Origin of the sequence: Pseudomonas sp. LH1G9 (assembly GCF_002949975.1) — a bacterium.
Taxonomy (GTDB): Bacteria; Pseudomonadota; Gammaproteobacteria; order Pseudomonadales; family Pseudomonadaceae; genus Aquipseudomonas; species Aquipseudomonas veronii.
The window spans coordinates 4,930,772-4,957,743 of the sequence record NZ_CP026880.1 but is presented as its reverse complement, the minus strand read 5'-3'; the positions used below and the strand labels follow the sequence as shown (position 1 = coordinate 4,957,743).

Below are 26,972 nucleotides of genomic sequence, written 5' to 3'. Positions count from 1 at the left end.
CCTGGAACCTCCTTGATGGTTGATCACCTGATTGCATTTGCCACTGCCCACTACCTGCTCGCGGGTGCCTTCGTCATCCTGCTGGCGCTGCTGATCGCTCATGAAATGAGCCGCGGTGGCCGCAGCCTGAGCACGTCGGAGCTGACCGCGCTGGTCAACAAGGATGAGGCCGTTGTCGTGGATATCCGTCCGGCCAAGGATTTTGCCGCCGGTCATATCGTTGGCGCCCTGAACATTCCCCAGGACAAGCTGATCGCGCGCCTGGCCGAGCTGGAAAAGCACAAGGCCAAGACCATCATCCTGGTCGACGCTCAAGGCCAGCATTCCGGCACCCACGCCCGCGAAATGCTCAAGACCGGCTTTACCGCCGCCAAACTGTCTGGTGGTATCAGCAGCTGGCGCGCCGACAACCTGCCACTGGTGAAGTGATATGAGCCAGGTTGTCGTGTATTCCAGCGATTGGTGCCCTTACTGCATGCGGGCCAAGGCCTTGCTGGAGAAGAAGGGGGTTGCCTTCGAAGAGATCAAGGTCGACGGCAAACCCCAGGTGCGCGCCGAAATGGCCCAGAAGGCGGGACGCACGTCCGTGCCGCAGATCTGGATCGGCGCCAAGCACATCGGTGGATGCGATGACCTGTTTGCCCTTGAGCGCGCCGGTAAACTGGACGCGCTGCTTCACGTCTGACTCCTAAACCCTAAAAGACCCAAGATCAAGAAGGATCTGCGATGACTGACCAACAGAACACCGAAGCAGCAGAAGTCCAAGGCCCACAGTTTTCGCTGCAGCGCATCTATGTGCGTGACCTGTCGTTCGAAGCGCCGAAAAGCCCGGCCATCTTCCGTCAGGAGTGGACCCCAAGCGTCGGGCTGGACCTGAACACCCGTCAAAAAGCCTTGGAAGGCGACTTCCACGAAGTCGTGCTGACCCTCTCGGTCACCGTCAAGAACGGCGAAGAAGTGGCCTTCATCGCTGAAGTGCAACAGGCCGGTATCTTCCTGATCCAGGGCCTGGACGAAGCGTCCATGAGCCACACCCTGGGCGCGTTCTGCCCGAACATCCTGTTCCCGTATGCCCGCGAGACCCTGGACAGCCTGGTCACCCGTGGCTCGTTCCCGGCGCTGATGCTGGCTCCGGTGAACTTCGATGCCCTGTACGCGCAAGAGCTGCAGCGCATGCAACAGGAAGGTTCGTCGACGGTTCAATAAGTCGATGCGCTAAAAATGTGGGAGGGGGCTTGCCCCCGATTGCGGTGTGTCAGCTGAATAGGTGTTGGCTGACCCACTGCTATCGGGGGCAAGCCCCCTCCCACATTTGTTATGTGTGTTACTTGAAGCCGAGTTGGCGCCAGCCTTCGTAGACGGCGACGGCGACGGTGTTCGATAAGTTCAGGCTGCGGCAACCTTCGCGCATCGGCAAACGCAGGCGATGGCCGTCGGGCAGGGCGTCGAGCACCTCGGCCGGCAGGCCACGGCTTTCCGGGCCGAACAGGAAGGCGTCGCCGTCGGCGAAGCTGGCGTCATGGAACGGCCGCGAGCCCTTGGTGGTAAACGCGAACAGCCGAGGGTGGCCGAGGCTTTCCAGGCAGCTGGCGAGGTCGGCGTGGCGTTGCAGGGTGGCATACTCGTGGTAGTCCAGCCCGGCGCGGCGCAGGCGCTTGTCGTCCATGTCGAAGCCCAGCGGCTCGATCAAATGCAGGTGGCAGCCACTGTTGGCGCACAGCCTGATAACGTTGCCGGTATTCGGCGGAATTTCTGGTTGAAAAAGGATGACGTGAAACATGCACGGCTCCGAAGGCAAAGATGCGCTGCATTCTACCCTCGAAGAAGACCCCAGGCCGAAGCTATTGCCAAGGGTTTTGGGCTCTTTGGCGATTGTCGGCCTGATGGTGGGCCTGATGATCGGGCGCCTGACCGCCCCGGACCCGGTCGAATTGCTGCAGGTGACGCCAGCAGCCGACGGTGTGGTGGTGTGGTTCAACAGCGAACCCAAGCTGCATGGCGAGCATATCGACGGCACCGTGGCGCTGTTGTTCGACGCGCAGGGCAAGGCCGCCAGCGGGCAGCTCAAGGTCAATGACAAGGATGTGAACTGGCGCGTGCGCAAGACCGATGGCGGCCTGTTGCTCAACCTGGTGGCGGCGCGGCCGTTGCGTGGGGAATGGTCGGGAGAGGAAGCTGAAGGCCGCTGGCGGCTGGAGATCCATCTCCAAGAGCAATAAAAGAGGGAGTTCCCGGCCTGCCTGTACCAGGGCTCCCAAAACGGGATGAAGCCATCCGGCTTCGTGTTAAAGAGGGAATCCCCGGCCTGCCTGTACCGAGGTTCCCGAAAGCGGTGTGGAGCGCGACGCGGTTCGCATCAAGCACCCCGGGTGTAAAGAGGGGATTCTCGGCCTGCCTGTACCAAGGTCCCCGAAACTGGGTTGTATCAGGGTTATTGCAGGGCGCGTGCCACACTGGCCAAGTTGCTCGAAAAAAACGCTCCAGACAGCGAAAAGCCCCGGAATACGGGGCTTTGGCGTTTTCGGTTGTCTGATTTCAGGCGGCGGTGCGAAGGTTTGAGGTGTTGGCGCCGTGCCCGATGCCGGTTCATGGTGCATTGAAGCGGTGCATGGTCGCCAAACCTTGTGCAGATCCAAATGTGGGAGGGGGCTTGCCCCCGATTGCGGTGGATCAGTCATGTAGATGCCGACTGACATGCCGCTATCGGGGGCAAGCCCCCTCCCACATTGGATCTTCAGTGGGGCTGAGATTCAGCCCTCGTCCCCGTCGTCATCATCCGCGCCATCGACCTTCATCCCCAGTTCCTTGATCTTGCGCGTCAGGGTATTGCGGCCCCAACCCAGCAGCACGGCGGCATCGCGACGGCGGCCGGCGGTGTGCTTGAGGGCGGTTTCGATCATGATCCGTTCGAAGGCCGGCACGGCGCTGTCCAGCAGGTTCGACTGGCCGCGTGCCAGGGCCTGGTCGGCCCATTGGCGCAGCGCCTGTTCCCAGTTGGTCACGGGGGCCGAATCCTGCGGCAGGCTGAGCAGCTCCGGCGGCAGGTCGCTGATATGCACTTCGCGCCCGGACGCCATGACCGTGATCCAGCGGCAGGTGTTCTCCAGCTGGCGCACGTTGCCGGGCCACGGCAGGTTCTTCAGGTATTCCTCGGTCTCGCTTTTCAGCAGCTTCGGCTCGACGGCCAGCTCCTGGGCGGCGCGGCTGAGGAAGTGGCGCGCGAGGGTCGGGATGTCTTCGCGACGGTCCGACATGCGCGGGATGTGGATGCGGATCACGTTGAGGCGGTGGAACAAGTCCTCACGGAACTTGCCCGCATGCACCAGGGTTTCCAGGTTCTGGTGAGTCGCGGCGATGATACGCACGTCAACCTTGACCGGCGTATGCCCGCCCACACGGTAGAACTCGCCGTCCGCCAGCACGCGCAGCAAGCGGGTCTGGGTATCGGCCGGCATGTCGCCGATTTCATCGAGGAACAGCGTGCCGCCGTCCGCCTGTTCAAACCGCCCGCGCCGCAGGTTGGCCGCGCCGGTGAAGGCGCCTTTCTCGTGGCCGAACAGTTCGGACTCCATCAAGTCCTTCGGAATCGCCGCCATGTTCAGCGCAATGAACGGCGACGCCGCCCGCGGGCTGTGGCGGTGCAGGGCGTGGGCCACCAGTTCTTTACCGGTGCCCGACTCGCCGTTGATCAGCACGGTGATGTTGGAGTGGCTCAAGCGCCCGATGGCGCGAAACACTTCCTGCATCGCCGGCGCTTCACCGATGATTTCCGGGGTGCGGGTCAGGGCGGGCGGGGCTTCCTGGTTCTGCTGTTCCTGGGCGTGCTGGTTGGCGCGCTTGACCAGCGCCACCGCTTCGTCCACGTCGAACGGCTTGGGCAGGTACTCAAAGGCGCCGCCCTGGTAGGACGCGACAGCGCTGTCCAGGTCCGAGTGCGCGGTCATGATGATCACCGGCAGGCGCGGGTGCTGCTCGCGAATCCGCGCCAGCAGGTCCAGGCCGCTGGCACCGGGCATGCGGATGTCGGAGATGATCACGTCGGGCTGCTGGCGCGCCAGGCGGCTCATCACCCCGTCAGCGCTGTCGAAGCTCTGGGTGGTCATGCCTTCCTGTTGCAGGGCTTTCTCGAGGACCCAGCGGATAGAACGGTCGTCATCGACGATCCAGACAGTTTCACTACGGCTCATGTCGATGGGGCTCCTTGTTCCAGAGGCAGAAAGATCGAGAACGTGGTGTGGCCAGGATGGCTCTCACATTCGATCAGACCCTGGTGCTGGCTGATGATGTTCTGGGTAATGGCCAGGCCCAGCCCGGTACCGTCCGGGCGGCCGCTGACCATGGGGAAGAAAATGGTTTCCTGCAGTTCTGCTGGAATGCCCGGGCCGTTGTCGGTGATTTCGACTTTGGTCACCAGACGATGGCGCACGTGGCCGATGGTGAACTGGCGCAAGGCGCGGGTGCGCAGGCTGATGCGGCCCAGGCGCAGCTCGTTCTGGCTGCTGATGGCCTGCATGGCGTTGCGCACGATGTTGAGCACCGCCTGGATCATCTGCTCGCGGTCGATCAACACGTCGGGAATGCTCGGGTCATAGTCGCGCACCAAGGTAATGCAGCCTTGGCTTTCGGCCTCGACCAACTGGCAGACACGCTCCAGCACCTCATGCACGTTGGTCATCGCCAGCGACGGCAGCTTGTTGGAGCCGAGCATGCGGTCCACCAGATTACGCAGGCGGTCGGCCTCTTCGATGATGACGTTGGTGTAGTCCTTGAGGTGCTCGTCCGGCAGCTCACGAGCCAGCAACTGCGCCGCGCCGCGAATCCCGCCCAACGGGTTCTTGATCTCGTGGGCCAGGCCGCGCACCAGCATCTTGCTGGTTTCCTGCTTGGACAACTGCGCTTCTTCCTTGGTGATGCGCAGCAGGCGGTCACGCGGGTGGACTTCGAGCAGCAGCAGGGTGCTGCCGTTGCTCAGGATCGGGGTCACGGCGTAGTCGACGGTCAGGGTCTGGCCGGTCAGGGCGGTGAGCATCGCTTCGCGCTTGGTGAACGGATGTGCCTGCTCCACCGCCTGGCGCAACGAGCTCAAGGCTTCGGCCGACTCGGTGAACAACTCGCTGATGAACTGCCCATGGCTGCGCTGCCCGCTGATGGCCAGGAGCATCTCCGCCGCCGGGTTCATGTACTCAAGGCGCAGGTCGTCATTGAGCAGGATGGTCGCGGTGGTCAGGTTGTCGAGTAACAAACGGTGCAGTGCATCGCTGATGGTCATCAGGACCTCTTTTGGAGCAAGGCGCGGGCTTGAGGCACACGCTGATACAAGGAAAATGCAAAAACCAAACCAAGGCTCCGAAAAGAAGCGTTTAAGCCCTGAAATAAGGGTTTAAGGCTCGAAACTGTTGCGTTCTGCCAGCTTCATCGGGTAGTTTCGAACCAAAATGGGCTGGGTCGGTGGGAAGGGTGCAGGCTATCGCACCAATATAGTGCGATTTTGTGACGATTGTTCTGGAGGCGCGAATTCACACAAATCAAATGTGGGAGGGGGATTGCCTCCTCCCGCATTTTTGGATCGGGTTTACCGTTTTAGTTTTTGTAGATACACAGCTCGGCGGTCGCGCGGATCATCGCCAACTGCTGCATCGGCTCATTGAGCGGCTCATGCACGGCTTCGGCCAGCCATTGCGGGCACTGTGGGTCGGTGCGCTGCGGGCTGAAGTCGGCCAATTGCTGCAGCAGGCGTTTTTGCAGTTGGTCCAGTTGCGGGCGAATCTGCTTGACCAGGTCCGGGCGCGGATCGTCGGGGGCCTTGCCCTGGAACTGCCAGTCAGAAAGATGGGCGTACTGCACCAGTTTGTTCGCTTCGATCTGTGCCGAGAAGAACTGCCCGGCGGCGACAGGGTCCAGCTTATAGCTCGGGGCCTGGGCGACGACGCTGGCGATCACCTCTTGCTCGCGTTTCTTGTCTTCTACGGGCTTGTGGCTGTCCCACTTGCTCAGGGCGACCTGGTCGGCGATCGCCAGGCGCTCGGCGATGCTGTTGAGTAAAGGTTCGAGGCTGGGCGGCGCAGCGCTCGCACTGGCACTGACGAATAACAGAGCGAACACAAGTCGACGTTTCAATGCTGATCTCCTTGTGAGAGGGGGCTTGCCCCCGATAACAGAGTGTCAGTCAGCACCGGTATCAACTGATCCACGGCTATCGGGAGCAAGCTCCCTCCCACCTTTTTGATTGGGTTTGCAGGTGCGGAGCTGTGTAATCCCCGGGCAAAAAAAGACCTCCCGAAGGAGGTCTTTTTCGATCACGCCACGTTAAGCGACGCTACCGGATCAGCAGCTGTAGTACAGCTCGTATTCCAGTGGGTGTACGAAGGTGCGGACTTTGATTTCTTCTTCGCTTTTCAGCTCGATGTAGGCATCGATGAAGTCGTCGCTGAATACGCCGCCTTTGGTCAGGAACGCACGGCCCTTGTCCAGCTCTTCCAGGGCTTCTTTCAGGCTGCCGCACACTTGTGGGATCTCTTTGGCCTCTTCAGGCGGCAGGTCGTACAAGTTTTTGTCGGCGGCGTCGCCTGGGTGGATCTTGTTCTGGATGCCGTCCAGGCCAGCCATCAGCAGTGCAGCGAAGCCCAGGTACGGGTTGGCTGCCGGGTCCGGGAAGCGGGCTTCGATACGGCGAGCGCGCGGGCTGGACACGTAAGGAATACGGATCGATGCGGAGCGGTTACGAGCCGAGTAGGCCAGCATTACCGGTGCTTCGAAACCTGGGACCAGACGCTTGTAGGAGTTGGTCGACGGGTTGGTGAAGCCGTTCAGGGCCTTACCGTGCTTGATGATACCGCCGATGAAGTACAGGGCAGTGTCGGACAGGCCGGCATAACCTTCGCCAGCGAAGGTGTTCTTGCCATCTTTAGCGATGGACAGGTGAACGTGCATACCCGAACCGTTATCGCCGTACAGAGGCTTAGGCATGAAGGTTGCGGTACGGCCGTAGGCATCAGCCACGTTGTGTACGCAGTACTTCAGGGTCTGGACTTCGTCAGCCTTGGCAACCAGGGTGTTGAACTTCACACCGATTTCGTTCTGGCCGGCAGTCGCCACTTCGTGGTGGTGTACTTCGATGACCAGGCCCATTTCTTCCATGGCGTTGCACATGGAGGTACGGATTTCGTGGTCGTGGTCGAATGGCGGAACTGGGAAGTAGCCACCTTTGATACCTGGACGGTGGCCTTTGTTGCCGCCTTCTACGTCCTGGTCGGACATCCACGAACCTTGTTCGGAGAAAATCTTGAACATGGAGCCGGAGATGTCGGACTTGAACTTGACCGAATCAAAGATGAAGAATTCTGGCTCTGGGCCTACGAATACGGTGTCGCCGATACCGGTCGACTTCAGGTATTCCTCGGCACGCTTGGCGATCGCACGTGGGTCGCGGTCGTAGCCTTGCATGGTCGAAGGCTCGATCACGTCGCAGACGATGATCAGGGTTGGGTCTTCGGTGAACGGGTCCAGCACGGCAGTGCTGTCGTCCGGCATCAGGATCATGTCGGAAGCTTCGATGCCTTTCCAACCGGCAATGGAGGAACCGTCGAACATTTTGCCTTCTTCGAAGAACGCGTCATCCAGCGCGTCGCGAGCCGGCATGGTCACGTGGTGCTGAGTGCCTTTTGTGTCCGTGAAGCGCAGATCAATCCACTTAACGTCATGATCTTTGATGAGTTGAACCGACTTCGACATGGTGTCCTCCGGGGTGGCTTCGGGCTGGGTAGTGGAGTTAGCCCTTAGAATGTGGGTGATGCCGGCGCGGATAGTCCGCCATGGCAACCTGCCTCACAAGAGAGCAAATTGCATGCCAGTGCGCCAACATGGCCTTTTTGCGTCAAAATGGCCCCTATAACAGTGCAAACCGCCGAAATGGAATAAATAACGCACTGCAATGTGGCGCGCATTTGCGTAAATGACCTTTTTTGGTGCGTTGCACCGTTGATGCATATTAACTGGTTAAACCTTGAGCGATTTCCGCTATAATCCGCGCCCCCCTTTTTCGGCAGGCCCTGCGCGCGCTGTTTCCATGAAATTAATCGTTAAAGTCTTCCCCGAGATCACCATCAAAAGCCGACCGGTACGGATGCGTTTCATCCGTCAGTTGGCCAAGAACATCCGTGCCGTGCTCCGCGATCTGGACCCGGCTGTGGTGGTGAACGGTGTGTGGGACAATCTCGAGCTGGAAACCCGTGTCACCGACGCCAAGGCCTTGAAGGATATGACCGAGCGCCTGAGCTGCATGCCGGGCATCGCGCATTTCCTGCAGGTCGACGAGTACCCGCTGGGCGACTTCGACGACATCACCGAAAAGTGCAAACAGCACTTCGGCAGCGAGCTTGAAGGCAAGATTTTTTCGGTGCGCTGCAAGCGTGCCGGCAAGCACCCGTTCAGCTCCATGGATGTGGAAAAATACGTCGGCAGCAAGCTGCGTCGCGAGTGCGGCGCTGCCGGAATTTCCCTCAAGGCGCCGCAAATTGAAGTGCGGATGGAAATTCGCGACCAACGGTTGTTTGTGATCCACAGCCAGCACAATAGCATTGGTGGCTACCCGTTGGGCGCCCTGGAACAGACCCTGGTCTTGATGTCCGGCGGTTTCGATTCCACAGTGGCGGCCTACCAGATCATGCGCCGCGGCCTGATGAGCCACTTCTGCTTCTTCAACCTGGGCGGGCGTGCCCACGAATTGGGCGTGATGGAAGTCGCGCACTATATCTGGAAGAAGTACGGCAGCTCCCAACGCGTGCTGTTTGTCAGCGTGCCGTTCGAGGAAGTACTGGGCGAAATTCTCGGCAAAGTCGATAACAGTCATATGGGCGTAGTATTGAAGCGTATGATGTTGCGCGCAGCGTCCCGAATTGCCGATCAACTGCAGATCGACGCGCTGGTGACCGGCGAAGCGATTTCCCAGGTATCCAGCCAGACGCTGCCGAACCTGTCGCTCATCGATTGCGTGACCGAGAAGCTGGTGCTGCGCCCGCTGATCGCCAGCCATAAGCAGGACATCATCGACCTGGCGGAACAGATCGGCACTGCCGACTTCGCCAAGCACATGCCCGAATATTGCGGGGTCATCTCGGTGAACCCCAAGACCCACGCCAAGCGCAACCGCGTGGAGTATGAAGAACAACAGTTTGATATGGCGGTTCTGGAGCGTGCGCTCGAGAACGCCAAACTGGTCCCGATCGATCGTGTCATCGACGAGTTGGGCCAGGATGTGCAGATCGAAGAAGTCAGCGAAGCCCTGGCCGGTCAGATCATCATCGACATCCGTCACCCGGATGCCGCTGAAGACGAGCCGCTGGAAATCGCTGGCATCGACGTACAAACGCTGCCGTTCTATGCATTGAACGCGCGTTTCAAGGAACTGGATAACAGCCGTCAGTACCTGCTGTATTGCGACAAAGGCGTGATGAGTCGCCTGCATGCCCACCATTTGCTCAGTGAGGGGCATGCCAATGTGCGCGTTTATCGACCGAGCTAAGAGCCCGGGGCTGTTTGCCTGTGGCCTGCGTCACCGGCCCCCCGACTCTGCCGTCAAGCTGTAACGGCAAGGCCTGACTCTACTGTTAATCGCTGCCACGACCTGTCAGCACACCGAATCCTCTGATCGAGATACACAAGTGATCGAAAATCTACGTAACATCGCCATCATTGCTCACGTTGACCATGGTAAAACCACCCTGGTAGACAAACTCTTGCGTCAATCCGGCACCCTGGAGCGCAACGAGCTCAACGACGAGCGCGTGATGGACTCCAACGACCAGGAAAAAGAGCGCGGTATTACCATCCTGGCTAAAAACACCGCTATCAACTGGAACGGCTACCACATCAACATCGTGGATACCCCGGGCCACGCCGACTTCGGCGGCGAAGTAGAACGCGTAATGTCGATGGTCGACTCCGTTCTGCTGCTGGTTGACGCTCAAGACGGCCCTATGCCGCAAACCCGTTTCGTGACCAAGAAGGCGTTCGAAGCCGGCCTGCGTCCGATCGTGTGCATCAACAAGGTTGACCGTCCAGGCGCGCGTCCGGATTGGGTTCTGGACCAGATCTTCGATCTGTTCGACAACCTGGGTGCTACCGAAGAACAACTGGACTTCCAGGTTATCTACGCTTCGGCCCTGAACGGTATCGCCGGTCTGGATCACACCGCCATGGCGGAAGACATGACCCCGCTGTACCAGGCCATCGTTGACCACGTTCCACCACCGAAGGTTGACCGTGACGGTCCGTTCCAGATGCAAATCTCGGCACTGGACTACAACAGCTTCCTGGGTGTTATCGGCGTTGGCCGTATCGCTCGTGGTAGCGTCAAGCCGAACACTCCGGTTGTCGCTATCGGCGCCGACGGCAAGAAACGCAACGGTCGTATCCTGAAGCTGATGGGTCACCACGGCCTGCACCGCATCGACGTTGAAGAAGCGTTCGCCGGCGACATCGTGTGCGTTAGCGGTATGGACTCGCTGTTCATCTCCGACACCCTGTGCCAGCCGGACACTGTCGAGGCGATGAAGCCTCTGACCGTCGACGAGCCAACCGTTTCCATGACCTTCCAGGTAAACGACTCGCCTTTCTGCGGTAAAGAAGGCAAGTTCGTGACCTCCCGTAACATCAAGGAACGTCTGGACAAAGAGCTGCTCTACAACGTGGCATTGCGCGTTGAAGAAGGCGACTCGGCTGACAAGTTCAAGGTTTCCGGCCGTGGTGAGCTGCACCTCTCGGTACTGATCGAAACCATGCGTCGCGAAGGCTTCGAAATGGGCGTTGGTCGTCCTGAAGTGATCATCCGTACTGTTGACGGCGTGAAGCAGGAACCGTTCGAAAACGTCACCATCGACACCCCTGAAGAATCCCAGGGCAAGGTCATGGAAGAGATGGGCCTGCGTAAGGGCGACCTGACCAACATGGTGCCGGATGGCAAAGGCCGTGTGCGTCTGGAATACAACATCCCTGCGCGTGGTCTGATCGGTTTCCGTAACCAGTTCCTGACCCTGACCAACGGTGCTGGCATCCTGACCTCGATCTTCGATCGCTACGACACCATGAAGTCCGGCGACATGTCCGGCCGTCAGAACGGTGTTCTGGTTTCGGTTGAAACCGGCAAGGCGCTGACCTACTCCCTGGAAACCCTCCAGGCGCGTGGCAAGCTGTTCGTTGAACACGGTCAAGAGATCTACAACGGTCAGATCGTTGGTCTGAACAGCCGTGACAACGACATGGGCGTCAACCCAACCAAAGGCAAGAAGCTCGACAACATGCGTGCTTCGGGTAAAGACGAAACCATCGCTCTGGTTCCACCTGTTCGCTTCACCCTGGAACAGGCCCTGGAATTCATCCAGGACGACGAGCTGTGCGAAGTCACGCCTAAGTCGATCCGCCTGCGTAAGAAGATCCTGGACGAAGGCGAGCGTACCCGCGCTGCCAAGAAAGCCAAGAACTGAGTTAACTCAGGCTGAATGAAAAACGCCCCCGGTCGAAAGGCCGGGGGCGTTTTTTTATGTCTGCAGGTTTTGTGCTGAAGGTGCCGGCCCTATCGGGGGCAAGCCCCCTCCCACATTTTGAAGGCGTTCACAAATCAAAACTGTGGGAGGGGGCTTGCCCCCGATAGGGCCCTTGAGAACCCTGCAAAACATGGATCAGAACTTATCGAGAGTCTTGAAATTGGTCTCGCGCACCACTTCTTTGGGCTTGTACGCGCAATACCCCGGCCGCGGGCCGATTTTCGGGTGGTTGCGGCAGGTATCCGGGCGCTTGTCATAAATAGTGCAGAAGCGCGTCTTACGATCCAGGTACAGGCAGTCGTTGTTGCTCATGCGCTGCAGGGTGAAGATCTCGGATTTGCTGTTGTAGCGCTCGACGATGCCTTCCTTCTGCAAACGCTTGGCGATGTTCTTCGGCGGGTCGCCACGCTCGAATTCATCGACGATGCCAATGCGGATCAAGTCTTTGATCTTCACTTCGACCGGCAGCGTGCAGCAGCTGGACACGCAGCCTCCGCACATGTGGGCGGAATATTTCTGCCAGGTCTCGAGACGGTCGAGTTCCGCAGCGGCGATCAGTTGAGGCTTCATCAGGGTTCCAAGGTGGGGCGGTATCCGGGCGCGCGATCATACCGGGATTGATGGTTTTTTGAACAATATTTTCGGGTTTTCAGCTCGAAGGCGGCTCGAACAGTGATCGGGCACGACCCCTGCATTAAATTCATGCAAAGGTGAATGAGTTAAAAAACTGCCGAACCAGCGCGTCGACCGCCGGTCAGACCGACTAGGCTCTAGCAACTCCTTCAATCTCGCCCGAGGTCACACCGATGTCTCAGGAACCGCTTGCACGAGAAGCAGAGGTAGCCGCATTTCGCGATGCTGTCTTGACCAAACTCACCTACGCGGTGGGCAAAGACCCGGATCACGCCTTCGACCATGACTGGTTCGAAGCCATTGCCCTGGCCGCCCGCGACCAGATGGTCGATCACTGGATGAACCATACGCGGCAAATCTACCGCAAAGGCCAGAAGCGGGTGTATTACCTCTCGCTGGAATTCCTCATCGGCCGCCTGCTCTTCGACAGCCTGAGCAACCTCGGCCTGCTGGAGATCGCTCGCGAAGCGCTCACCGAGTTGGGTGTCGACCTGGAACGCATCCGCCTGCTGGAGCCCGACGCAGCGCTCGGCAACGGCGGTCTGGGGCGCCTGGCGGCGTGCTTTATGGAAAGCATGTCGACCCTGGGCATTGCCGGCCATGGTTATGGCATTCGCTATGAGCACGGGCTGTTCCGCCAGGCGATTGTCGATGGCTGGCAGCAGGAACAGACCGAGCGCTGGCTGGATTTCGGCAACCCGTGGGAGTTCGAACGGGCTGAAGTGATCTACCCGATCGGCTTCGGCGGCAGCGTCGAAACCCTCGCCGATGCCGGCGGCAAGCTGATTCAGGTGTGGTCGCCCAGCGAAACCGTGCGGGCCGTGGCCTACGACACTCCGGTGGTCGGCTGGCGCGGCGCCAGCGTCAACACCCTGCGGCTGTGGCGTGCGCGTGCCGTGGAAGACCTGCACCTGGAGCGCTTCAACGCCGGCGACCACTTGGGCGCCGTCGCCGAAGTGGCCCGCGCCGAAAGCATCTCCCGAGTGCTTTACCCGGCCGACAGCACCGAAGCGGGGCAGGAACTGCGCCTGCGCCAGGAATACTTCTTCGTCTCGGCCTCGCTGCAAGACCTGCTGCGCCGCCACAAGAACATGCACGGCTCGGTGCTGAGCCTGGGCGAACATGCCGCCATTCAGCTCAACGACACGCACCCGTCCATCGCGGTCGCCGAGTTGATGCGGCAACTGGTGGACCTGCACGATATTCCCTGGGACGCGGCGTGGGACGTCACCGTCGAAACCCTGTCGTACACCAACCACACACTGCTGCCCGAAGCCCTGGAAACCTGGCCGGTCGGCCTGATGGAGCGCATGCTGCCCCGGCACATGCAGATCATCTACCTGATCAACGCGCAGCACATCGACTCGCTGCGCGCCAAGGGCATCCACGATTTCGACGTGCTGCGCGCCGTGTCGCTGATCGAAGAAGACAACGGTCGCCGCGTGCGGATGGGCAACCTGGCGTTCCTCGGCTCCCATAGCGTCAACGGCGTATCCGGCCTGCACACCCAACTGATGCGCAGCACGGTGTTCTCCGAACTGCACAAGCTGTACCCGGAGCGCATCAACAACAAAACCAACGGCATCACCTTCCGCCGCTGGCTGTACCAGGCCAACCCCCAACTCACCGGCATGCTCGTCGACGCGCTGGGTGCGGACATCCTCGACAAGCCCGAACAGCGCCTGATCGAACTCGAACCGTTTGCCGAGAAGCAGGCCTTCCGCAAGGCCTTTGCCGAACAACGCCTGCACAGCAAGCGCGCGCTGGCCGAGATCATCCATGAGCGTCTGGGTATTGCGGTCAACCCGGCGGCGATGTTCGACGTGCAGGTCAAGCGCATCCACGAGTACAAGCGCCAGTTGCTCAACCTGCTGCACACCGTGGCGCTGTACCAGGCGATCCGTGCCGAGCCCGAGACCGACTGGGTGCCGCGAGTGAAGATCTTCGCCGGCAAGGCGGCGGCGAGCTATCACCAGGCCAAGCTGATCATCAAGCTGACCAACGACATCGCCCGTACCGTCAACAACGACCCCACCGTGCGCGGCTTGCTCAAGGTGGTGTTCCTGCCCAACTACAACGTCAGCCTGGCGGAAAGCATCATCCCGGCGGCGGACTTGTCGGAGCAGATTTCCACCGCCGGCTTTGAAGCATCGGGCACCAGCAACATGAAGTTCGGCCTTAACGGCGCGCTGTCCATCGGCACCATGGACGGCGCCAACGTCGAGATGCACGAGCGCGTGGGCGGCGAGCACATGTTTATCTTCGGCCTCAGCGCCCAGCAGGTGGAGGCCCGCAAGCACGCCGGTGAATTCCACGCCGGGCCGGACATCGCCGCGTCCCATCGTTTGAGCGATGTGTTGCAAGCGATTCGCGGCGGGGTGTTCTCGCCGGACGATCCGGGCCGTTATGTGGGCTTGATCGATGGGCTGATCGAGTACGACCGCTTCCTGGTGTGTGCCGACTTCGATGCCTACTGGGAGGCGCAGACCCGGGTCGACGCGCATTGGCATGATTCCAAGGAATGGTGGCGTTCGGCGGTGCTCAATACCGCGCGGATGGGCTGGTTCTCTTCGGACCGCACCATCCGCGAATACGCCACCGAGATCTGGAAAGCGCTCGACTAAACACCCCAAAACCAAAATGTGGGAGGGGGCTTGCCCCCGATAGCGGACTGTCAGTTTGCAGATATGTGACTGGCACACCGCTATCGGGGGCAAGCCCTCTCCCACATAGGTCCTGCGTCGATATACTAGGTCCCGGTTTGCTTAGGGAATATCGACCATGCAATGGATTTTCATGCTGATTGGGCTGGCGCTCGGCTGGACGCTCGATGAGTCGTTCGGCGACGCGGGCATCGGCGCGCTGCTGGGGTTGGGCATTGGCCAGGCGATTCGCCTGTCGATGCTGGCTTCGCGCACGGATGAACAAGGCCGTCAGTTGGAGACCGCGCAGAAAGCGCTCTCCGCGCTGGAGCAACGCCTGGCGCAACTGGAAAAACCTGCGCCTGAACCCGCGCCGCTCGCACACAGTGTGTTGGTCGAATCCCCCGTCGCCGAATCCGCCCCGCCGGCCAAGGCCCCCGAGCTTATCTGGGAATTGCCCGCTGAACTGGCGCCAACACCCGTCGCCATCGTTGCCGAACCGAGTCAGCCATTACCGGCGGATGTCTGGAAACCTGCCGAGAAACCGCCTGCGCCTGAACCGGTTATTCCCCGTGGCCCCAACCTGATCGAACGTGCCATCGGCGGCGCGCGCAATTGGCTGTTCGGCGGCAATACCGTGTTGCGCGTCGGCGTGGTGCTGCTGTTCCTCGGCCTGGCCTTTTTGCTGCGTTATGCCACCGAAGGCATGGTGGTGCCGATCGAACTGCGTTATGCCGGGGTTGCCGCCGCCGCTTTGGGCCTGCTGGGCCTGGGCTGGTGGTTGCGGCTGCGCAACAGTAATTACGGCTTGATGCTGCAAGGCACCGGGATTGCGGTGCTGTACCTGACGGTGTTTGCCGCAATGCGCCTGCACCCGTTGATCGACCCGGGCGCGGCGCTGGGCCTGCTGGTGGCGGTCACGCTGTTTTCGGCGATTCTGGCGATCACCCAGGATGCGTTGGGCCTGGCCTGCGCAGCGGCGCTGGGCGGGTTTGCCGCGCCGATCCTGACCTCCACCGGCGCCGGTAACCATGTGGCGCTGTTCAGCTACTTCGCCCTGCTCAATGCCGGCATCCTCGCCATCGCCTGGTTCAAGGCCTGGCGCCTGCTCAACCTGATCGGCTTTGTCGGCACCTTCGGCATCGGCTTCGCCTGGGGCCTGCGTTCGTATGCGCCGCAGCTGCTGTGGAGCACCGAGCCGTTCCTGATCGTGTTTTTCCTGATGTACCTGGCCATCGGCCTGCTGTTCACCCGGCGCAAATTGCTGGAGATGAACGACGCGCCGGAGGACGACAGCCGGGGCGCGCTGCTGCGCTGGTCGGTGGCCAAGGGCGATTATGTCGACGGCAGCCTGCTGTTCGGTCCGCCACTGGTGGGCTTCGGCTTGCAGTTCGCACTGGTCCAACACCTGGAGTTTGCCGCTGCGTTCAGCGCCCTGGGCCTGGGCATCATCTACATGGGCCTGGCCCGACTGCTCAGTGGCGGGCGTGCCTTGCTGCTGGCGGAAACCTGTCTGGCCCTGGGCGTGATCTTCGCCAGCCTGGCGATTCCCCTGGGCCTCGACGCGCGCTGGACCGCAGCGGCCTGGGCCGTGGAAGGCGCCGGGATCTTCTGGCTCGGCCTGCGCCAGCAACGGCCGTTGGCGCGGGCGTTCGGCCTGTTGTTGCAACTGGGTTCGGCGCTGGCGTTCCTCAGTGAACTGCGCGTCGGCGCACACACAATGCTGGACGGTGCGCCATTGGGCGCGCTGTTGCTGGGTGCCGCGTTGCTGTTCAGCTTCGCGCAGTTGCGCAACGCCTCCACCGAACAGGCGGCGGCTTGGGAGCGCAGGGGCTTGCCGGTGTTGGCCAGCCTCGGGCTGACCTTCGTGTACCTGCTCGCACCGCTGTTGTTGCTGACCCAGGGCACCGCCATCAGTTGGGCGCTCGCCGGCCTGGCGACGCTGTATGTGGGCCTGCGCATCGGTTCACGGACCTTCCTGTTCACCGCGTTCGCCGTGCAACTGCTGGGTGGCGCGTTGTTCCTGTTGCGCCTGCAAGGCGGTGATGGCGCGGCGGTATTCAGCGCGGGTTGGGGCGGTTTGCTGACGGCCTCGCTGATCGGGCTGGCGCTGATCGGCGGCATGCTGCTGGCGGCCCGTGACGACATGGTGCGCAGCGACGCGCGCCTGTTGCGCGGGTTGTCGGTGGTGTTGCTGGCCGGCCTGGTGTTGATCAACCTGGCCGTGCTGTTTGTGCTGCCTTGGGAAAGCGCCAGCGGGGTGTGGGCGGCGAGCGGTCTGCTGATCATCTGGTTGAGCCTGTACCTGCAACAGCGCGTCAGTTTTGTGTTCGGTTTGCTGCTGCAACTGATCGGCGGCGCGTCGTTCCTGCTGGCGGTGCCGGAACTGCTCGGGCCGTTGACCAATGAAGGTTTGCGTCTATTGGCGCACAGCGGTTTCTGGACGCCAATGGTGTTGGGCCTGGCCGCTCTGGTCGGCGCCTGGCGCTTGCAGCGCGAACCTCATGCGCCGGTGTTTGCCGTGCTGAAACTGCAACGCCTGTCTGACCTGTTGCTGGTATGGGGCGCGGCCTGGTGGGCGCTGGCGCTGATCGGCGAAGTGCTGCGGTTTATCCCGCAAGAGTTGCAGGGCGCGTTCCTGCTGGGTATCGCCGCAGCGAGCGTGGCGCTCTGGACGTTGCTCGCGGCGCGCCTGCGCTGGGCCTCGCTGGCGATGCTCTGCACCTTGCTGATGCCGGCGGCGGCAGCGGTGTTGCTGGTGTCTGCCCATAGCTACTATCACCCGGCGGCGCAGTTCGGCTGGCTGGCCTGGCTGGCGGTGTTCGCGGTGCATTTCATCTCATTGCGGCGCTTGGCGGCGGTGGCTCCGGCCAAAGTACTGAGCGTTGCCCATGTGTTGGGTTGCTGGATGTTGATCGGCGTCCTGGCGCTGGAGCTGCGCTACGGCCTGTTGTTGCTGTCGAGCGAATACAACGCCTGGCGCTGGCTGGGCTGGGCGATCCTGCCGAGCCTCTACCTGGTGCTGGCGGCTGCGCCGCGCAGTTGGCCATGGCCGGTGTCGGCCTATGCCAAGGAGTACCGAGTGCTGGCGGCGCTACCGTTGGCGGTGCTGATGCTCGGCTGGTTCTGGCTGGCCAATACGTTCAGCGACGGTACGGCCAAGCCGTTGCCCTATGTGCCGCTGATCAACCCACTGGACCTGGGCCTGCTGTTTGCCCTGCTTGGCGTGTATCTGTGGTCGCGCAGTGTGGCGCCGCAGCGCGGGCCGCGTGCCGAATGGATCGCCCAAGGGGTGGCGGGGGCTTCGCTGTTTGCGTTCTTCACGGCGCTGGTGATGCGTACCGCCCACCATTGGGGCGGCGTGCCGTTTCACCTGGACGCGTTGCTGGAGTCGATGCTGGTGCAAGCCGGTTTGTCGATCATCTGGACCCTGATCGCCCTCGGCCTGATGATCGGCGGTCACCTGCGCCATCGTCGCGAGGTTTGGCTGATCGGCGCGGCGTTGATTGCCGTGGTGGTGGCCAAGTTGTTTTTTGTCGAGCTGAGCAACCGTGGCGGCCTGGCGCGGATCGTGTCGTTCATTGGCGTGGGCGGGTTGTTGCTGGTGGTGGGTTACTTCGCACCGCTGCCGCCCAAGCGCGCCGAACCTGTGTTGGAAACTGAAGGAGCATCCTCTTGATCGGTAAGTTGAGCGTGGCGGTAGTGGGCGTGTGTGCGACATTGTCGGTATGGGCCCAGGAAACGCCCGCCGACTTCTCCGCCCAGGTGCCGCTGAGTGTCAGCGGCAACGGCCCGTGGTATCGCCTCGAATTGCCGCTGGCCGTGCAACTGAGCGCGCGCCAGGCCGACCTCAGCGACCTGCGCGTATTCAATGCCGCCGGTGAGCCCCAGGCCTACGCGCTGTCGCGCCAATCCGCGCAACACACCGAGAACCGTAACGTTGCCGATGTGAAGTGGTTCCCGCTGTACGCCGCCGACACGCGCGAAACCTTGCCAGCGGTGGTGATGAAGTCCAGCGCCGAAGGCACCTTGCTGGAGGTGCGCCCCTCCACGGCAACCACGACCGGCCAGCAGGTGCTGCGCGGCTGGGTGCTCGACGCCAGTGCGATCAAGGCGCCGTTGCAGCAACTGAGCCTCGACTGGAGCCACGAGCAAGAAGGCTTCCAGCGATTCAGCATCGAAGCCAGCGATGACTTGCAGCACTGGACGCCCTGGGGCGACGGGCAAGTGGCGCGTTTGTCGTTTGCCGACGAGCGCGTCGAGCAGCACGACGTCAGCCTGCCGGGGCAAACGGCGCGTTACCTGCGTCTGTTGTGGCAGGGCCAGGCGGCGCCGCTGTTGACCTCGGCCAAATTGGTCAGCGCCACCCGCAGCAGCCTGCCGACGCCATGGGTGTGGTCGCAGCCGCTCTCCGGCACGCGGCTGCAGGCGGGGGAATACACCTGGCAGTTGCCGGCGGGGCTGAACGTCGAGCGCCTGCGCGTGGAATTGACACAACCCAATACGCTGGCGCCCGTGACCTTGTCGGGGCGACGCGACAGCAAGCAAGCCTGGCAGCCGCTGAGCAATGGTTTGCTGTACCGCCTGACCCAGAACGGCCGGGACGTGGTGCAGGATCAATTGCAGTTGCCGGGCCAGGCGGTCGCCGAACTCAAGTTGCAGGTGGATGAGCGCGGCGGCGGCCTGGGCACCGCCGCGCCGACCCTGCGGGTTGCCGTGCGCGCCACTCAGTTGGTGTTCCTGGCGCGGGGCGAGCCGCCGTTCACCCTGGCGCTGGGGAATGCCTCGGCCAAGGCGGCGAACCTGCCGCTGTCGACCCTGATCCCCGACTACAGCGCCGAGCGCCTCAACACCTTGGGGCAGGCCACGGTGGCGGGGGACGTCAGGGTCACGTCGCCAGCGCTCGTGGCCGCTGTCGACACCGAACCGAACTGGAAAAAACTCGGACTCTGGGCCGTATTGCTGCTCGGTGTGGCGGCGCTGGGGGCCATGGCTTACAGTTTGCTGCGCAAGCCTGCGGCAGCACGTTAAATAACGTCCATGAACTCTATTGGGTTTAAATCCTCTGATAGGAGGAAATACGCCCCGACTCGCGTTAAACTGCGCGGGTTTTTAGCCCCCCATACATCGGAGCCTTCCATGTCCCGCGTTACCCTGAGTCGCTATTTGATCGAGCAGACCCGCAGTAACAACACGCCTGCCGATCTGCGCTTCCTTATCGAAGTGGTGGCGCGTGCTTGCAAGGAAATCAGCCACGCCGTGTCCAAAGGCGCGCTGGGTGGCGTCCTCGGCAGCATGGGCACTGAAAACGTCCAAGGCGAAGTGCAGAAGAAACTCGACGTGATCTCCAACGAGATCCTGCTCGAAGCCAACGAATGGGGCGGTCACCTGGCCGGCATGGCGTCCGAAGAAATGGACAATGCCTACCAGATCCCGGGCAAATACCCGAAAGGCGCCTACCTGCTGGTGTTCGACCCACTGGACGGCTCGTCCAACATCGACATCAACGCCCCGGTCGGCACCATCTTCTCGGTGCTGCGTTGCCCGAACGAACACCTGAGCCAGAACGAAGCCCTGAACGAAAAGGCCTTCCTGCAGCCGGGCACCCAGCAGGTTGCCGCCGGTTATGCGATCTACGGCCCGCAGACCATGCTGGTGCTGACCCTGGGCGACGGCGTCAAAGGCTTCACCCTGGACCGCGAAATGGGCAGCTTCGTGCTGACCCACGAAGACATCGTGATTCCTGCTGCTACCCAGGAATTTGCAATCAACATGTCCAACCAGCGCCACTGGGAAGAACCGGTCAAGCGCTACGTCAGCGAGTTGATGGAAGGCGAAGAAGGCCCGTTGAAGAAAAACTTCAACATGCGCTGGGTCGCGGCGATGGTGGCTGACGTACACCGCATCCTGACCCGCGGTGGCGTGTTCATGTACCCGCGTGACAGCCGCGAGCCGTCCAAGCCGGGCAAGCTGCGCCTGATGTACGAAGCCAACCCGATGTCGTTCCTGGTTGAACAGGCGGGCGGTGTGTCCACCGACGGCCACCAGCGCATCCTCGACATCCAGCCCGAAGGCCTGCACCAGCGCGTGGCGGTGTTCCTGGGTTCGAAGGAAGAAGTCGAGCGCGTGACCGGCTATCACCAGAAGTAAGTGCGGCGAGGGAGCAAGCTCCCTCGGCACGTTCAAGACGTGAAGTCTTGAACGATGAGAAGCCCCGAAACGTTTCAGCGTTTTCGGGGCTTTTTTGTTTTCGTTCGTCGGGAACCAGACACCTGTTTTCCCTTCTAAGCTTCTGGCAGACCCCCAACCTGCCTCGTCCCTCCAGGAGTTATTCCATGTCGTTACGCCGTCTCGCTTTGCTGGCCTTTTGCGTGCTGTTGGCCGCTTGCAGCAGGGTCAATCAGGAAAATTACGCGAAGCTGTCGGCTGGCATGGCCAAGGCCGAAGTGGAGTCGTTGCTGGGTAAGCCGACCGATTGTTCCGGCGCGCTGGGTATGTCCAGCTGCACCTGGGGCGATAAAAACAGCTTTATCAGCGTTCAATATGCCGGTGACAAAGTTCTGATGTTTTCCGGGCAAGGCCTGAAGTAAACCGGGGCGAAAGCCTGCGGGAGAAGAAGAATGATGCGTTTTGTTGTGTTCCTTTGCGCCAGCCTGTTTTTGGCGGGCTGCGCCAGCCATTCTGGCGATGATCTGCAACCCAAGACTGCGGGTAACGTCAACCTCAAGCGTTACCAGGGCACCTGGTATGAATTGGCGCGATTGCCGATGTACTTCCAGCGCAACTGCGCGCAGTCCGAGGCCCGCTACACCTTGTTGCCGGATGGCGATATGTCGGTGTTCAACCGCTGCCTGACCAGCGACTGGAAGTGGGAAGAAGCCAAGGGCACCGCTACGCCGCAAGTGCCGGGCAAGACCGACAAGCTCAGGGTGGAATTCAATAACTGGTTTACCGCGCTGTTGCCGGGCGTCGCCAAGGGCGACTACTGGGTGTTGTATGTCAGCGATGATTACAAGACTGCCCTCGTCGGCAGCCCAAGCCGGCGCTATATGTGGATCTTGTCGCGCACGCCGACGGTCAGCGCCGACACCCGTGAAGACCTGCTGAGCAGGGCACGGCAGCAGGGTTATGACACCACACGTTTGATCTGGCGCACGTCGGACAAGCAGATGGCGAAGACCTCGCAATAACTCTGGATCAGCACAAATCCAATTGTGGGAGGGGGCAAGTCGAATCGTCGCACCGCCCCTCCCACATTTGTTATGGGTTGCCTGTTAACCGAGTAACTCTCTCAACACCTGGGTAAACGCCCGGCTGCTCTCTTCTTCAGCGGCATGCCGCCCGTCGCGCACCACCCACTTGCCGTTGACCAGCACATCGCGCACCTGGCGATCGCCACCGGCGAACAGCCAGCGATTGAGAATCCCGTCTTCGGTCGCCGTCGCCAGGTACGGATCGTTTCCGTCCAGCACCAGCCAATCGGCGCGCTTGCCCACTTCCAGCCGCCCAATCGGTTGCCCCAGCGCCTGGGCGCCGCCGTCCAGTGCGGCATCGAACAGCGTGCGGCCGACCATCGGTTGGTCGTGGCGATACAGGCGATTGCGCCGCTGATCGCGCAGGCGTTGGCCGTATTCCAGCCAGCGCAGTTCTTCCACCACGCTCAGCGACACATGGCTGTCGGAACCAATACCCAGGCGCCCGCCTTGAGCGAGGAAATCCACCGCCGGAAAAATCCCGTCGCCCAGGTTGGCTTCGGTGGTCAGGCACAAACCGGCAATCGCGCGGCTGTTGGCCATGCGCGTCACTTCCTCGGGGTCGGCATGGGTGGCGTGTACCAGGCACCAGCGCTCATCGACGTCGACGTTGTCATACAGCCATTGCAGCGGGCGTTTGCCGCTCCAGGCCAGGCAGTCGTCGACTTCTTTCTGTTGCTCGGCGATGTGGATATGCACCGGGCAGGCCTTGTCGCTGGCAGCCAGCACGTCTGTGATCTGTTGCGGCGTGACGGCGCGCAGGGAGTGGAAGCACAAGCCCAGTTGCTGCGCCGGCTGTGCGGCGAGGATCGGTTTCAGGCGCGCCTGCAGCTCCAGATAATGTTCGCCGCTGTTGATAAACCGCCGCTGGCCTTCATTGGGTGCCTGGCCGCCAAACCCGGAGTGGCTGTAGAGCACCGGCAGCAATGTCAGGCCGATCCCGCTGCTGGCGGCCGCCTGGCTGATCTGCCGCGACAGTTCCGCGCGGTCGGCATATGGCTGGCCGCTGACGTCGTGGTGGACGTAATGAAATTCCGCGACCGAGGTGTAACCGGCCTTGAGCATCTCGATATACAACTGGCGCGCGATGATCTGCAGTTGCTCCGGATTGATCTTGCCGACCATGCGGTACATCAGCTCGCGCCAGGTCCAGAAACTATCGTTCGGGTTGCCGGCCACTTCGGCCAGGCCCGCCATGGCGCGCTGGAATGCATGGGAGTGCAGGTTCGGCATGCCCGCCAACACCGGGCCCCTGAGCCGTTCGGCACCGTCTGCGCTGGCATTGGCCGCGACGTGAGTCAGCAGGCCATCAACGCCGACTTTAAGGCGTACATCGTTGGCCCATCCATCAGGCAGCAGTGCGCGTTCGGCAAAGAAAACGGACATGTTCAGGGCACCCCGGTCGTGTGTTTATTTGTATATACATATACAGACGTTTGCCTGCTCGGTAAACTCCGGCAATCTATGCATCTTTTTCCCCTGCAAGGATTCCCCGTGCCGACTCCGCCCGCCAAGTCTTCACTGGCTGCCCACCTGGACGAAAGTCCGGCGCCCTTGTATGCCCGCGTCAAACAAATGATCAGCCAGCAGATCCTCAGCGGCAACTGGCCGCCCCATTACCGCGTGCCGTCGGAGAGTGAACTGGTCAGCCAGCTGGGTTTCAGCCGCATGACCATCAACCGCGCCCTGCGTGAACTCACCGCCGAAGGGCTGCTGGTACGCATGCAAGGCGTCGGCACGTTCGTCGCCGAGCCCAAGAGCCAGTCGGCGCTGTTTGAAGTGCATAACATTGCCGATGAGATCGCCGCCCGCGGCCATCGGCATACCTGCCAGGTCATCACCCTGGGCGAAGAGGCGGCCGGTTCCGAGCGCGCCGTCGCCCTGGAAATGCGTGAAGGCGGGCGGGTATTCCACTCGCTGATCGTTCACTTTGAAAACGATATCCCGGTGCAAATCGAAGACCGCTTCGTCAACGCCCTGGTCGCGCCGGAATACCTGCAGCAGGATTTCACCCAGCAAACCCCCTACGCCTATTTGAACCAGGTCGCACCGTTGACCGAGGGCGAGCATGTGGTCGAAGCGATCCTCGCCGATGCCGCCGAGTGCAAGTTGCTGCAGATCGAACCGAGCGAGCCGTGCCTGTTGATTCGTCGACGCACCTGGTCCGGTCGCCAGCCGGTGACCGCCGCGCGCTTGATCCACCCCGGTTCCCGCCACAGCCTGGAAGGACGCTTCAGTAAATGAGTGCAGTGACCGTCTGGCGCGCCGCCAATTACGTGCGTATGCCGTGGAAAAACGGCGGCGGCAGCACCGAAGAAATCAGCCGCGATGGCGGCCATGGCCTGGAGGGCTTTGGCTGGCGCCTGTCGATTGCCGATATCGGCGAGTCGGGCGGGTTTTCCTCCTTCACCGGCTATCAACGCGTGATCACGGTGATCAACGGTGCGGGCATGGTCCTGACCGTGGACGGCGAGGAGCAGCGGGGGTTGTTGCCGCTGCAAGCGTTCGCGTTCAAGGGCGACAGCCAGGTGTCGTGTCGCCTGATCAGTGGGCCGATCCGCGATTTCAACCTGATCTATTCACCCCAGCGTTACCATGCGCGGTTGCAGTGGGTCGATGGGGTGCAGCGCTTTTTCAGCACCGCGCAGACGGTGCTGGTGTTCAGCGTGGCCGATGAGGTGACGGTGCTCGGCCAGGTGTTGGGTCATCACGACTGCCTGCAGCTGGACGGTAACGCTGGTTTGCTGGATATCTCCGTCACAGGCCGCTGCTGCATCATCGAATTGACCGCCCGCGGTTAAAAAATGTGGGAGGGGGCTTGCCCCCGATTGCGGTGGGTCAGCTACAGATAAGCTGACTGGTCCACCGCTATCGGGGGCAAGCCCCCTCCCACATTTGTTTCTCCACTGTTCTTGCGATCTGTTTCCGGCCTTCCGCACCACTTTGTTACCGAACGCCCCAGCGTGGCGCAAACTCACAGCGTTGCCGTCAAACCTCCCCCGCTGCAAACCGCCCTCGTAAGAAATTCCATCACGCCTCGAAGCCTTAATTTCCAAGGCTCCCACGCGTTCGCCAAAAAAATCCCCACGACTCACTCATTAAGTTGGCCGTTCGATTGCATATGCTTGTATGTACAAGTAAAGGTGTGTGCGTAAGAGTCGACTTCGCACGCATCCAGTTCGCGCATCGATCGCTGAGGAGTTCTGGTTGTGACCGATTTTTCTAACGCTAAGCCTACAAAATACCGAGACGTCGAAATCCGCGCCGCGCGCGGTAACACGCTCACCGCCAAAAGCTGGCTGACCGAAGCGCCGCTGCGCATGCTGATGAACAACCTTGACCCGCAAGTGGCCGAAAACCCGAAAGAGCTGGTGGTGTACGGCGGCATCGGCCGTGCGGCGCGTAACTGGGAGTGCTATGACCAGATTGTCGAGAGCCTCACCAACCTGAACGATGACGAAACCCTGCTGGTGCAGTCAGGCAAACCGGTCGGTGTGTTCAAGACCCACCGCAATGCCCCGCGTGTGCTGATCGCCAACTCCAACCTGGTGCCGCACTGGGCCAGTTGGGAACACTTCAACGAACTGGATGCCAAGGGCCTAGCCATGTACGGCCAGATGACCGCCGGCAGCTGGATCTACATCGGCAGCCAAGGCATCGTCCAGGGCACCTACGAAACCTTCGTCGAGGCCGGTCGCCAGCATTACGACAGCAACCTCAAAGGCCGTTGGGTACTGACCGCCGGCCTCGGCGGCATGGGCGGCGCGCAGCCGCTGGCCGCGACCCTGGCCGGCGCATGCTCGCTGAACATTGAATGCCAGCAGGTCAGCATCGATTTCCGCCTGAACAGCCGTTATGTCGACGAACAGGCCAGCGACCTCGACGACGCCCTGGCGCGCATCGCCAAGTACACCCAGGAAGGCAAAGCGATCTCCATCGCCCTGCTGGGCAACGCCGCCGAAATCCTGCCGGAACTGGTCAAGCGCGGCGTGCGCCCGGACATGGTCACCGACCAGACCAGCGCCCACGACCCTCTCAACGGCTACCTGCCGGCCGGCTGGACCTGGGACGAATACCGCGCCCGCGCCAAGACCGAACCGGCGGTCGTGATCAAGGCCGCCAAGCAGTCGATGGCCGTTCACGTCAAAGCGATGTTGGACTTTCAGAAACAAGGCATCCCGACCTTCGACTACGGCAACAACATCCGTCAGATGGCGCAAGAAGAGGGCGTGGAAAACGCGTTCGACTTCCCAGGCTTCGTACCGGCCTACATCCGCCCGCTGTTCTGCCGTGGCATCGGCCCGTTCCGCTGGGCTGCGCTGTCGGGCGACCCGCAAGACATCTACAAGACCGACGCCAAAGTCAAAGAGCTGATCCCCGACGACGCGCACCTGCACAACTGGCTGGACATGGCCCGCGAACGCATCAGCTTCCAGGGCCTGCCGGCGCGTATCTGCTGGGTCGGCCTGGGCCAACGCGCCAAGCTGGGCCTGGCGTTCAACGAAATGGTGCGCAGCGGCGAGCTGTCCGCGCCGGTGGTGATCGGCCGCGACCACCTCGACTCCGGCTCGGTGGCCAGCCCCAACCGCGAAACCGAATCGATGCAGGACGGCTCCGACGCCGTGTCCGACTGGCCGCTGCTCAACGCCTTGCTCAACACCGCCAGCGGCGCGACCTGGGTCTCGCTGCACCACGGCGGCGGTGTGGGCATGGGCTTCTCGCAGCACTCGGGGATGGTGATCGTCTGCGACGGCACCGACGAAGCGGCCGAGCGGATTGCCCGCGTGCTGCACAACGACCCGGCCACCGGGGTGATGCGTCATGCCGATGCGGGTTACCAGATCGCGATCGATTGCGCCAAAGAGCAGGGCTTGAACCTGCCGATGATCAAGTAACGACTGGCT

22 protein-coding genes are annotated in these 26,972 nt (G+C 61.6%); 15 read left to right on the top strand and 7 right to left on the bottom strand.

The window, feature by feature from the left end:
• Window positions 1-15 precede the first annotated feature (15 nt).
• The 3 genes from C5F70_RS22935 to secB are packed head-to-tail and all read left to right on the top strand — an operon-like array spanning window position 16 to window position 1,206.
• Window positions 16-429 (top strand): rhodanese-like domain-containing protein, encoded by a 414-nt coding sequence (locus tag C5F70_RS22935; protein ID WP_017849931.1) that lies wholly within the window; start codon window positions 16-18, stop codon window positions 427-429.
• Between the two features lies 1 nt (window position 430).
• Entirely contained in the window at window positions 431-685 is a 255-nt protein-coding gene (gene grxC / locus C5F70_RS22930) for a glutaredoxin 3 (RefSeq protein WP_017849930.1), read from the top strand.
• Between the two features lie 41 nt (window positions 686-726).
• Entirely contained in the window at window positions 727-1,206 is a 480-nt protein-coding gene (gene secB / locus C5F70_RS22925) for a protein-export chaperone SecB (protein ID WP_104904099.1), read from the top strand.
• 118 nt (window positions 1,207-1,324) lie between these two features.
• Here secB and C5F70_RS22920 read toward each other — a convergent pair whose 3' ends face one another.
• Window positions 1,325-1,780, bottom strand: coding sequence for a tRNA (cytidine(34)-2'-O)-methyltransferase (locus C5F70_RS22920; protein WP_017849928.1), 456 nt, complete (start codon window positions 1,778-1,780; stop codon window positions 1,325-1,327).
• On the opposite strand from C5F70_RS22920, the gene C5F70_RS22915 reads away from it, so the two are divergent.
• Window positions 1,779-2,219 (top strand): hypothetical protein, encoded by a 441-nt coding sequence (locus C5F70_RS22915; protein ID WP_017849927.1) that lies wholly within the window; start codon window positions 1,779-1,781, stop codon window positions 2,217-2,219. The two genes, C5F70_RS22920 and C5F70_RS22915, sit on opposite strands and share 2 nt — an antisense overlap.
• Before the next feature lie 531 nt (window positions 2,220-2,750).
• Here the strand turns inward: C5F70_RS22915 and ntrC are convergent.
• The 4 genes from ntrC to glnA form a co-directional block, all read right to left on the bottom strand.
• A complete protein-coding gene (gene ntrC, locus C5F70_RS22905) occupies window positions 2,751-4,187 on the bottom strand; it encodes a nitrogen regulation protein NR(I) (protein WP_017849926.1) in 1,437 nt (478 codons plus the stop codon).
• A complete protein-coding gene (gene glnL, locus C5F70_RS22900) occupies window positions 4,184-5,269 on the bottom strand; it encodes a nitrogen regulation protein NR(II) (protein WP_017849925.1) in 1,086 nt (361 codons plus the stop codon). The genes ntrC and glnL overlap by 4 nt, the downstream gene beginning before the upstream one ends.
• Window positions 5,270-5,580: 311 nt before the next feature.
• Window positions 5,581-6,117: a chorismate mutase gene (locus tag C5F70_RS22895; protein WP_046490877.1), complete on the bottom strand. Its 537-nt coding sequence runs from the start codon at window positions 6,115-6,117 to the stop codon at window positions 5,581-5,583.
• Window positions 6,118-6,324: 207 nt separating this feature from the next.
• Entirely contained in the window at window positions 6,325-7,731 is a 1,407-nt protein-coding gene (gene glnA, locus C5F70_RS22890) for a glutamate--ammonia ligase (RefSeq protein WP_017849923.1), read from the bottom strand.
• A gap of 334 nt (window positions 7,732-8,065) precedes the next feature.
• Between glnA and thiI the strand changes: the two genes are divergently transcribed.
• Window positions 8,066-9,520: a tRNA uracil 4-sulfurtransferase ThiI gene (thiI, locus tag C5F70_RS22880; protein WP_046384997.1), complete on the top strand. Its 1,455-nt coding sequence runs from the start codon at window positions 8,066-8,068 to the stop codon at window positions 9,518-9,520.
• A 139-nt stretch (window positions 9,521-9,659) separates the two neighbouring features.
• Window positions 9,660-11,480, top strand: coding sequence for a translational GTPase TypA (gene typA / locus C5F70_RS22875; RefSeq protein WP_017849921.1), 1,821 nt, complete (start codon window positions 9,660-9,662; stop codon window positions 11,478-11,480).
• A gap of 195 nt (window positions 11,481-11,675) precedes the next feature.
• On the opposite strand, the gene C5F70_RS22870 is transcribed toward typA, so the two are convergent.
• On the bottom strand, window positions 11,676-12,110 hold the full coding sequence (locus C5F70_RS22870) for a YkgJ family cysteine cluster protein (protein WP_017849920.1): 435 nt from the start codon (window positions 12,108-12,110) through the stop codon (window positions 11,676-11,678).
• A gap of 236 nt (window positions 12,111-12,346) precedes the next feature.
• Here C5F70_RS22870 and C5F70_RS22865 point away from each other — a divergent pair, with 236 nt between their 5' ends.
• The 6 genes from C5F70_RS22865 (at window position 12,347) to C5F70_RS22840 (ending at window position 22,005) form a co-directional block, all read left to right on the top strand.
• A complete protein-coding gene (locus C5F70_RS22865; protein ID WP_046490873.1) occupies window positions 12,347-14,797 on the top strand; it encodes a glycogen/starch/alpha-glucan phosphorylase in 2,451 nt (816 codons plus the stop codon).
• Between the two features lie 157 nt (window positions 14,798-14,954).
• On the top strand, window positions 14,955-18,494 hold the full coding sequence (locus C5F70_RS22860; protein WP_104904098.1) for a DUF2339 domain-containing protein: 3,540 nt from the start codon (window positions 14,955-14,957) through the stop codon (window positions 18,492-18,494).
• On the top strand, window positions 18,494-19,846 hold the full coding sequence (locus tag C5F70_RS22855; protein ID WP_104904589.1) for a DUF3999 domain-containing protein: 1,353 nt from the start codon (window positions 18,494-18,496) through the stop codon (window positions 19,844-19,846). The genes C5F70_RS22860 and C5F70_RS22855 overlap by 1 nt, the downstream gene beginning before the upstream one ends.
• Window positions 19,847-19,954: 108 nt before the next feature.
• Complete coding sequence (locus C5F70_RS22850) at window positions 19,955-20,965, top strand: class 1 fructose-bisphosphatase (protein ID WP_046490869.1); 1,011 nt, start codon at window positions 19,955-19,957, stop codon at window positions 20,963-20,965.
• A gap of 185 nt (window positions 20,966-21,150) precedes the next feature.
• A complete protein-coding gene (locus tag C5F70_RS22845; protein WP_104904097.1) occupies window positions 21,151-21,405 on the top strand; it encodes a hypothetical protein in 255 nt (84 codons plus the stop codon).
• 30 nt (window positions 21,406-21,435) lie between these two features.
• Window positions 21,436-22,005: a lipocalin family protein gene (locus C5F70_RS22840; RefSeq protein WP_017849913.1), complete on the top strand. Its 570-nt coding sequence runs from the start codon at window positions 21,436-21,438 to the stop codon at window positions 22,003-22,005.
• Between the two features lie 84 nt (window positions 22,006-22,089).
• On the opposite strand, the gene C5F70_RS22835 is transcribed toward C5F70_RS22840, so the two are convergent.
• On the bottom strand, window positions 22,090-23,454 hold the full coding sequence (locus C5F70_RS22835) for a formimidoylglutamate deiminase (RefSeq protein WP_104904096.1): 1,365 nt from the start codon (window positions 23,452-23,454) through the stop codon (window positions 22,090-22,092).
• A 108-nt stretch (window positions 23,455-23,562) separates the two neighbouring features.
• Here C5F70_RS22835 and hutC point away from each other — a divergent pair, with 108 nt between their 5' ends.
• The 3 genes from hutC (at window position 23,563) to hutU (ending at window position 26,963) form a co-directional block, all read left to right on the top strand.
• Complete coding sequence (hutC, locus tag C5F70_RS22830; protein WP_017849911.1) at window positions 23,563-24,312, top strand: histidine utilization repressor; 750 nt, start codon at window positions 23,563-23,565, stop codon at window positions 24,310-24,312.
• Window positions 24,309-24,869, top strand: a complete 561-nt coding sequence (locus tag C5F70_RS22825; protein ID WP_104904095.1) for a HutD family protein — start codon at window positions 24,309-24,311, stop codon at window positions 24,867-24,869. The genes hutC and C5F70_RS22825 overlap by 4 nt, the downstream gene beginning before the upstream one ends.
• A 408-nt stretch (window positions 24,870-25,277) precedes the next feature.
• Window positions 25,278-26,963, top strand: a complete 1,686-nt coding sequence (gene hutU / locus C5F70_RS22820) for a urocanate hydratase (RefSeq protein WP_046384993.1) — start codon at window positions 25,278-25,280, stop codon at window positions 26,961-26,963.
• Window positions 26,964-26,972 lie beyond the last annotated feature (9 nt).

Coding starts and splice junctions, on each gene's coding strand:
- C5F70_RS22935 (WP_017849931.1), top strand. CDS start 16: ATGGTTGATCACCTGATTGCATTTGCCACTGCCCACTACCTGCTCGCG.
- grxC (WP_017849930.1), top strand. CDS start 431: ATGAGCCAGGTTGTCGTGTATTCCAGCGATTGGTGCCCTTACTGCATG.
- secB (WP_104904099.1), top strand. CDS start 727: ATGACTGACCAACAGAACACCGAAGCAGCAGAAGTCCAAGGCCCACAG.
- C5F70_RS22915 (WP_017849927.1), top strand. CDS start 1,779: ATGCACGGCTCCGAAGGCAAAGATGCGCTGCATTCTACCCTCGAAGAA.
- C5F70_RS22920 (WP_017849928.1), bottom strand. CDS start 1,780: ATGTTTCACGTCATCCTTTTTCAACCAGAAATTCCGCCGAATACCGGC.
- ntrC (WP_017849926.1), bottom strand. CDS start 4,187: ATGAGCCGTAGTGAAACTGTCTGGATCGTCGATGACGACCGTTCTATC.
- glnL (WP_017849925.1), bottom strand. CDS start 5,269: ATGACCATCAGCGATGCACTGCACCGTTTGTTACTCGACAACCTGACC.
- glnA (WP_017849923.1), bottom strand. CDS start 7,731: ATGTCGAAGTCGGTTCAACTCATCAAAGATCATGACGTTAAGTGGATT.
- thiI (WP_046384997.1), top strand. CDS start 8,066: ATGAAATTAATCGTTAAAGTCTTCCCCGAGATCACCATCAAAAGCCGA.
- C5F70_RS22870 (WP_017849920.1), bottom strand. CDS start 12,110: ATGAAGCCTCAACTGATCGCCGCTGCGGAACTCGACCGTCTCGAGACC.
- C5F70_RS22865 (WP_046490873.1), top strand. CDS start 12,347: ATGTCTCAGGAACCGCTTGCACGAGAAGCAGAGGTAGCCGCATTTCGC.
- C5F70_RS22860 (WP_104904098.1), top strand. CDS start 14,955: ATGCAATGGATTTTCATGCTGATTGGGCTGGCGCTCGGCTGGACGCTC.
- C5F70_RS22850 (WP_046490869.1), top strand. CDS start 19,955: ATGTCCCGCGTTACCCTGAGTCGCTATTTGATCGAGCAGACCCGCAGT.
- C5F70_RS22845 (WP_104904097.1), top strand. CDS start 21,151: ATGTCGTTACGCCGTCTCGCTTTGCTGGCCTTTTGCGTGCTGTTGGCC.
- C5F70_RS22840 (WP_017849913.1), top strand. CDS start 21,436: ATGATGCGTTTTGTTGTGTTCCTTTGCGCCAGCCTGTTTTTGGCGGGC.
- C5F70_RS22835 (WP_104904096.1), bottom strand. CDS start 23,454: ATGTCCGTTTTCTTTGCCGAACGCGCACTGCTGCCTGATGGATGGGCC.
- C5F70_RS22825 (WP_104904095.1), top strand. CDS start 24,309: ATGAGTGCAGTGACCGTCTGGCGCGCCGCCAATTACGTGCGTATGCCG.